6 protein-coding genes and 1 pseudogene are annotated in these 7,102 nt (G+C 63.0%); 2 read left to right on the forward strand and 5 right to left on the reverse strand.

The annotated features are described in order from the left end of the window. The first annotated feature begins 63 nt into the window (after nucleotides 1-63). Nucleotides 64-1,386, forward strand: coding sequence for a homoserine dehydrogenase (locus ACPYOJ_RS10415; protein ID WP_481416177.1), 1,323 nt, complete (start codon nucleotides 64-66; stop codon nucleotides 1,384-1,386). A gap of 172 nt (nucleotides 1,387-1,558) precedes the next feature. After that, complete coding sequence (gene recJ, locus ACPYOJ_RS10420) at nucleotides 1,559-3,364, forward strand: single-stranded-DNA-specific exonuclease RecJ (protein ID WP_481416184.1); 1,806 nt, start codon at nucleotides 1,559-1,561, stop codon at nucleotides 3,362-3,364. Here recJ and rfbA read toward each other — a convergent pair whose 3' ends face one another. The 5 genes and pseudogenes from rfbA to ACPYOJ_RS10445 form a co-directional block, all read right to left on the reverse strand. Continuing rightward, entirely contained in the window at nucleotides 3,365-4,234 is an 870-nt protein-coding gene (gene rfbA / locus ACPYOJ_RS10425) for a glucose-1-phosphate thymidylyltransferase RfbA (RefSeq protein WP_481416178.1), read from the reverse strand. Beyond that, the gene (gene rfbD / locus ACPYOJ_RS10430) at nucleotides 4,231-5,130 is read right to left on the reverse strand and encodes a dTDP-4-dehydrorhamnose reductase (RefSeq protein WP_481416179.1); all 900 of its coding nucleotides are present in this window, start codon (nucleotides 5,128-5,130) and stop codon (nucleotides 4,231-4,233) included. The genes rfbA and rfbD overlap by 4 nt, the downstream gene beginning before the upstream one ends. Before the next feature lie 3 nt (nucleotides 5,131-5,133). Then, on the reverse strand, nucleotides 5,134-6,189 hold the full coding sequence (gene rfbB / locus ACPYOJ_RS10435; protein ID WP_481416180.1) for a dTDP-glucose 4,6-dehydratase: 1,056 nt from the start codon (nucleotides 6,187-6,189) through the stop codon (nucleotides 5,134-5,136). Between the two features lie 6 nt (nucleotides 6,190-6,195). Continuing rightward, the gene (rfbC, locus tag ACPYOJ_RS10440; RefSeq protein WP_481416181.1) at nucleotides 6,196-6,774 is read right to left on the reverse strand and encodes a dTDP-4-dehydrorhamnose 3,5-epimerase; all 579 of its coding nucleotides are present in this window, start codon (nucleotides 6,772-6,774) and stop codon (nucleotides 6,196-6,198) included. A 25-nt stretch (nucleotides 6,775-6,799) separates the two neighbouring features. Continuing rightward, nucleotides 6,800-7,102, reverse strand: a pseudogene (locus ACPYOJ_RS10445) (glycosyltransferase family 1 protein); the annotation flags it as partial.

Raw genomic sequence — 7,102 nt, forward strand, 5'->3', positions numbered from 1 at the left:
ACATCACCGCAACGGCAGCCGCTTTCCGGCGGCTGCCCCTCGTAAGACACTCAGGATCTCTCCATGGCAGACGCCCTCAAAATCGGCATTGCGGGCCTTGGCACCGTTGGTGCCTCGCTCGTCCGTATCATTCAAAACCGCAGCAACGAACTGGCTGCAACGTGCGGACGGCCGATCATGATTACCGGCGTTTCGGCCCGCGACAAGACGAAGGACCGTGGCCTTCATCTGGCCGGCATCGAGTGGTTCGACCGGCCGGAAGAGCTGGCCGAAAAAGGCGATATCGACGTTTTCGTCGAACTGATCGGCGGCGTGAACGGTGCGGCGAACAGCTCTGTGCGCGCCGCACTCGAACGCGGTCTCCACGTGGTAACCGCTAACAAGGCGCTGCTTGCCTACCACGGTGTCGAACTGGCGAAGATCGCGGAAGAAAAGGGGACGCTGCTGAATTTCGAAGCCGCTGTGGCAGGCGGCATTCCGGTGATCAAGGCGCTGCGTGAATCGCTGACCGGCAACACGATCTCGCGCATCTACGGCATCATGAACGGCACCTGCAATTACATCCTGACCAAGATGGAAAAGGAGGGCCTCTCCTTTGCGGACTGCCTGAAGGAAGCTCAGCGTCTCGGCTATGCGGAGGCCGATCCGGCCTTCGACATCGAGGGCAACGATACCGCGCACAAGCTCTCGATCCTGACGACGCTTGCCTTCGGCAACCAGATCGCAGCCGACGACATCTATCTTGAAGGCATCACCAACATCTCGATCGACGATATCCATGCGGCGGCCGACCTTGGCTATCGCATCAAGCTGCTCGGGGTGGCGCAGCGCACCGAGACCGGTATCGAGCAGCGCGTGCATCCGACCATGGTGCCGGTCGATTCCGTCATCGCCCAGGTCGACGGCGTCACCAATGCCGTGGCGATCGAATCCGACATTCTCGGCGAACTGCTGATGGTTGGCCCCGGTGCAGGCGGCAATGCGACGGCATCCGCCGTGCTCGGCGATATCGCCGACATCGCAAAGAGCCAGCCGGGCGCACAGCGCGTGCCTGTTCTCGGCCATCCGGCGAAGTCGCTCGAGCCCTATCGCAAGGCGCGGATGCAGAGCCACGAGGGCGGCTATTTCATCCGCCTCACCGTGCTCGACCGCACCGGCGTCTTCGCGAGCGTCGCCACGCATATGGCGGAAAACCATATCTCGCTGGAATCCATCGTACAGCGTTCGCAGCAGCATCTGGCACCGTCGCACCACCAGACGATCATCCTGGTCACGCATGCGACCATGGAGGATTCCGTGCGCAACGCGGTCGCCGCCATCAAGGGCGAGGAATACCTCGTCGGCGAGCCGCAGGTGATTCGCATCGAGCGCCCCAAGGAAGACTGAGTCTCTGTAAAGCGACTTTGCCCGAGCGACGCGGACGCGGTGCTTTCGCGTCCGTCCACAGCTAAGGCGAGCCCCCATGCCCAAAACCGTTGTGTGCTCTCCCAAAGCCGCATAAATCTGCCCATACCGTCCAGTCCCGGAGCGGTGACAAGCGATGGCGATCAGTGAGGGCATGGTGGACATAGCCGCCGATCCGGTACAGCGGGCGTTTCTGGGGGTGGAGAAATCCGCGCTCGATAATCGCTGGGTATCGCGCCTGGATCAGGCCGCCCAGAACCGCGCGCTGGCGATGTCCCAGATGCACGGCTTGCCGGACCTGATTGCGCGGGTGCTTGCCGGCCGGGGCGTCGGCGTAGACGAGGCTGTCGAGTTTCTCGATCCGACGATCCGCAGCCTGATGCCCGATCCCTATACGCTGACGGATTGCGAGAAGGCGGCAAAGCGCCTGGTCGAGGCGATTAGGCGCGGCGAGAACGTCGCGATCTTCGGCGACTATGACGTCGACGGTGCGGCCTCCTCGGCGCTGATGTACCGCTTCCTCACGCATTTCGGCGTGAAGGCCAATATCTACATTCCCGATCGCATCTTCGAAGGCTACGGACCCAACCCGGCTGCAATCAACCAGCTGATTGACAACGGCGCCCAACTGATCGTGACCGTCGATTGCGGGTCGACCAGCATCGAGGCTCTGGCGGCCGCCGAAAAGCGGAATATCGACGTCGTCGTCATCGATCACCACCAGGTGACGCACGAGCTGCCGCATTGCCACGCGCTGGTGAACCCCAACCGCGAGGATGATCTTTCGGGGCAGGGGCATCTCTGCGCCGCGGGGGTCGTGTTTCTCGTTCTCGTGGCGACGCTGCGGCTGCTGCGGGAAGCCGGTGACAAGCGCATTCTGGCGATCGACCTGCTGAAATGGCTGGACATCGTGGCGCTGGCGACGGTCTGCGATGTCGTGCCGCTCAAGGGATTGAACCGGGCCTATGTCGTGAAGGGACTGGTTGCCGCGCGCCACCAGACCAATCCAGGGCTTGCAGCGCTCTTTCGCAAAGCCGGGCTTTCCGGGCCGGTGAGCCCCTATCATTTCGGCTTCCTCATCGGTCCGCGCATCAATGCTGGCGGCCGTATCGGTGATGCCGCACTCGGCAGCAGGCTGCTGACGCTCGACGATGCCGGCGAGGCGGAGGTGATCGCCCAGCGGCTGGACGAGCTCAATCGCGAACGCCAGGCGATGGAAGCGGCGATGTTGCAGGAAGCCGAGGCAGAGGCGCATGCCGAGTACGGCGACGGCGAGGGTGCGTCGGTGATCGTCACCGCCGGAGACAAGTGGCATCCGGGCATCGTCGGGCTGCTGGCGGCGCGTCTGAAGGAGAAGTTCAAGCGCCCGGCCTTTGCCATCGCCTTCGATCCGTCCGGCCGCGGAACGGGCTCCGGCCGCTCGATCAACGGCTTCGACATGGGCAGGATGGTGCGCGCCGCGGTCGACGAGGGTCTGCTTCTCAAGGGAGGCGGCCATGCTATGGCCGCGGGCCTGACGGTCGAGCGGGAAAAGCTCGGAGCCCTGCGCAATTTCTTCACCGAGCGGGCCGAGAAAACCGTCTCCGCGCTGGTCGCGAACGAGACGCTGAAGATCGACGGCGCGATCGGCGCCAGCGGCGCCACCATCGACCTGATCGACAGGCTGGAAACGGCCGGGCCCTATGGTTCGGGGCATTCGCAGCCGGTCTTCGCCGTGCCGGCACATCGGCTGCGCGACGCACGAATGGTCGGCGAGAGGCATGTGAAGGTGACGCTCGAGGCCATGGACGGCGCGCGCCTCGACGGCATCGCCTTCCGGGCGGCCGAGACCTCGCTCGGCAACCTGCTGCTCAATTCCCGCGGGGCAAATCTGCATGTCGCGGGGATGCTCGGCGCGGACCACTATCAAGGAGCGCGCCGCATCCAGCTGCGCGTCTGCGACGCGGCGCCCGCGAGATAGTCAGCGCTCTGACGCCAGCTTCGACAGATACTGTCCATAAGCGCTCTTGCCGAACTTTTCAGCGAGCTTTACGAGTTCGTCCTGTGAGATGTAACCCATGCGCCAGGCGACTTCCTCGGGGCAGGCGACCTTGAAGCCCTGCCGCTTTTCGAGCGTGCTGACGAAACCCGCTGCGTCGAGCAGACTGTCCGGGGTGCCGGTATCGAGCCAGGCAAAGCCCCGGCCCATCAGTTCCACGAAGAGCTGTCCGCGCTCGAGATAGGCGCGATTGATGTCGGTGATCTCCAGCTCACCGCGCGGTGACGGCTTCAGATTGGCCGCGATATCGACCACCTGCTGGTCGTAGAAATAGAGACCCGTCACTGCCCAGTTCGATTTGGGCTGCCTGGGCTTTTCCTCGATCGAAAGCGCATTCATCTTCGCGTCGAAGCCGACGACGCCATAGCGTTCCGGGTCGGTGACGTGATAGGCGAACACGGTTGCCCCTTCCTTTCGGCTCGTCCCCGATTTCATGATTTCGGGCAGCCCGTGCCCGTAAAAGATGTTGTCGCCGAGGACCAGCGCGGAACTGTCGCCATGCAAGAAATCGGCGCCGATGATGAAGGCCTGGGCAAGGCCATCCGGGCTCGGCTGTACGGCATAGGTGAGCGAAATGCCCCATTGCGAGCCGTCGCCGAGAAGGCGCTTGAAGGCTTCGGCATCATGCGGCGTGGTGATGATCAGGATGTCCCTGATGCCGGCAAGCATCAGCGTCGTCAGCGGATAATAGATCATCGGCTTGTCATAGACGGGCATCAACTGTTTCGAGACAGCCTGGGTGATCGGATGCAAGCGCGATCCCGTGCCGCCGGCGAGAATAATTCCCTTCATGCTCTCTCTCTAAATTGCTTTGTTAAAAGCTCTTGTGTGACGACTTTTATGGACTGCTTCCAGTCGGGCAGCCGGATCCCGTATGTTCTGGCGAGCTTGTCTCCGCTGAGGCGCGAGTTGGCGGGGCGCTTGGCCGGTGTCGGATAGTCCGCCGTCGTGATGCGCTCGACGCCGATGCTCCTGCCGCCAGATTCATGGAGTTCGGCGAAGATCGCCTCGGCGAAATCCGCCCAGTTCGCCTCGCCACTGCCGGTCAGGTGAAAGGTGCCGCGCAGGGAGGGCGAGGGGTCCGTCTTGATACGGGCGGCGATCGCGAGGATCGCGTCGGCAATATCGAGCGCCGAAGTCGGGCAGCCTGCTTGATCGGCGACGACGCGCAAATGATCGCGCGTCTCGGAAAGGCGCAGCATGGTCTTGAGGAAATTGGCGCCGAAGGGGGAATAGACCCATGCGGTGCGCAGGATGACGTGGTCGGGGGTCGCCGCCGCCACCGCCTGCTCGCCGGCGAGCTTCGAGCGGCCGTAGACGGAGATCGGCCCCGTCGCATCCTCTTCGGAATAGGGCGATGCCTTGTCGCCGCTGAAGACGTAGTCGGTCGACAAGTGGATGATCGGCACCCCGATCTTGGCGGCCGCTTCGGCAACGGCGCCGCCGCCTGCAGCGTTGACGGCAAAAGCGAGCTCCGGCTCGCTCTCGGCCTTGTCGACGGCCGTATAGGCGGCGGCCGAGACAATGACGTCCGGCCGCAGATCCGAGAGCGCGGCCGCGATGCCTGCGGGGTCCGCGAGATCCATTTCCGGACGTCCGACGGCGATGATATCGATGCCCTTTTCGGCACCGCGCCTCAGCAGCGATTGGACAACCTGGCCCTGCTTACCCGTCACGGCGATGCGCATCTGTCACCGTTCCTTGAAAATGCCGAGGCGTTCGCCGGAATAGACGTTTTCGCGAAGCGGCCTCCACCACCACGCGTTATCGAGATACCAGTGCACCGTTTTCTCGATCCCGGTTTCGAAGGTCTCCTGCGCCTTCCATCCGAGTTCGCCTTCCAGCTTCGACGCATCGATCGCATAGCGCGCATCGTGCCCCGGCCTGTCGGTCACATGGGCAATCAGGCGCGCATGCGGTGCCTTGTCCTTGTAGATGTCGTCGAAGATCGCGCAGATGCGTTGAACGACATCGATGTTCCTGCGCTCGTTGCGGCCGCCGACATTGTATTTTTCGCCGGGGCGCCCCCTGGAGGCGATCGTGAACAGCGCCCGGGCGTGGTCCTCGACATAGAGCCAGTCGCGGACATTCGCCCCGTTGCCATAGACCGGCAGAGGCTTGCCCTCCAACGCATTCAGGAGAATCAACGGAATGAGCTTTTCCGGAAAGTGGTAGGGGCCGTAGTTGTTGGAGCAGTTGGAGACGACGACCGGCAGGCCGTAGGTGCGGTGCCAGGCGATTGCCAGATGGTCGCTTGCGGCCTTGGAGGCAGAGTAGGGCGAGGACGGATCGTAAGGCGTCGTCTCCTCGAAGAGGCCCTCGTCGCCGAGCGAGCCGTAGACTTCGTCCGTCGAGACATGCAGGAAGCGGAAGGCGCTCCTACGCCCAGCCTCGAGCCCATCCCAGTAGTGCCGCGCAGCATCCAGCAGGGCGAAGGTGCCGACGACGTTGGTCTGGACGAAATCGGCGGCGCCGGAGATCGATCGATCGACGTGGCTCTCGGCGGCGAGATGCATCACCATCTCCGGGCCGAAGGCGCCGAACGCCTCCTGCATCCTGGCGCGGTCGCAGATGTCGGCATGCAGGAATCGATAGTTCGGGGCCGATTCGACGGATTTCAGCGATGCCAGATTGCCGGCATAGGTCAGCTTATCAACGTTCAGCACCTCAGCGCCGATCTCGCGGACGAGATAGCGCACCAATGCCGATCCGATGAAACCCGCACCACCCGTGACCAATATGCGCATGGTGGATCAATCCTTCGGCTGCGTTCGTGAATAGGAAAAGTGGCTCGGCACGTCGGCGAGGCGCGGCAGCGACCTATCCTTGTCGGACAGGACCATGTCTTTCTCGTCCACGGGCCAGCGAATGCCGATCGCCGGATCGTTCCATGCGACGCCGCGATCATGCTGCGGACTGTAGGGCGCGGTCACTTTGTAGCTGATGATGCTGTTCGGCTCGAGCGTTGCGAATCCATGCGCGAAGCCGGGCGGTACCCAGAGCTGCATGCCGTTTTCCGGCGAGAGCTCCCGAGACTGCCATTGGCCGAAGCTTGGCGATCCCGTGCGGATGTCGACCGCGACATCCATGATGCGGCCCGCAAGACATCGCACCAGCTTGCCCTGCGCGAAGGGCGGTGTCTGGAAATGCAGCCCCCTGACGGTGCCGGGCTGTGCCGAAAGCGATTCGTTGTCCTGGACGAACGTGACGTCCGCCACATTCTCGCGGAACCAGGCATCCTTGAAGACTTCTGAAAAGTAACCCCGATGATCCCCGAAGCGCGGCGGCGTGATCGCCACGACGCCCTCGATGGCTGTCGTTTCAATATGCATGAACGGCTCCCCTCTGCTGCCTTCGTCAGGCAGCGGCCTTCATCACGCTCATCAACATTTCCGCCTGCGAGCGGCTCTGCATGGCCGCAAAGCCCCTTGCGGCAATAGCCTCGCGCTCGGCTGCATCGGCAATCAGCTGATGGCAGCGCTCGATCATGCCGTGATACGGCGCAATTGCCAAGCCGCTAATAAACGGCTCAAGGTCCGGATCGCCGACATCGCCCTCTGTCAGTACGCAGGCGCGGTTTGCGAGGAGATAGGATACACGCACGATTTCGAAGACGCCGCTTTCATAGTGATGGATATTGATCACGACCTTCGCACGTGC

Source organism: Rhizobium sp. SVR5-9E, from assembly GCF_056755095.1.

What these genes read in the sequence shown, in the direction of transcription:
- ACPYOJ_RS10415 (WP_481416177.1), top strand. Translation starts at nt 64, where the DNA reads ATGGCAGACGCCCTCAAAATCGGCATTGCGGGCCTTGGCACCGTTGGT.
- recJ (WP_481416184.1), top strand. Translation starts at nt 1,559, where the DNA reads ATGGTGGACATAGCCGCCGATCCGGTACAGCGGGCGTTTCTGGGGGTG.
- rfbA (WP_481416178.1), bottom strand. Translation starts at nt 4,234, where the DNA reads ATGAAGGGAATTATTCTCGCCGGCGGCACGGGATCGCGCTTGCATCCG.
- rfbD (WP_481416179.1), bottom strand. Translation starts at nt 5,130, where the DNA reads ATGCGCATCGCCGTGACGGGTAAGCAGGGCCAGGTTGTCCAATCGCTG.
- rfbB (WP_481416180.1), bottom strand. Translation starts at nt 6,189, where the DNA reads ATGCGCATATTGGTCACGGGTGGTGCGGGTTTCATCGGATCGGCATTG.
- rfbC (WP_481416181.1), bottom strand. Translation starts at nt 6,774, where the DNA reads ATGCATATTGAAACGACAGCCATCGAGGGCGTCGTGGCGATCACGCCG.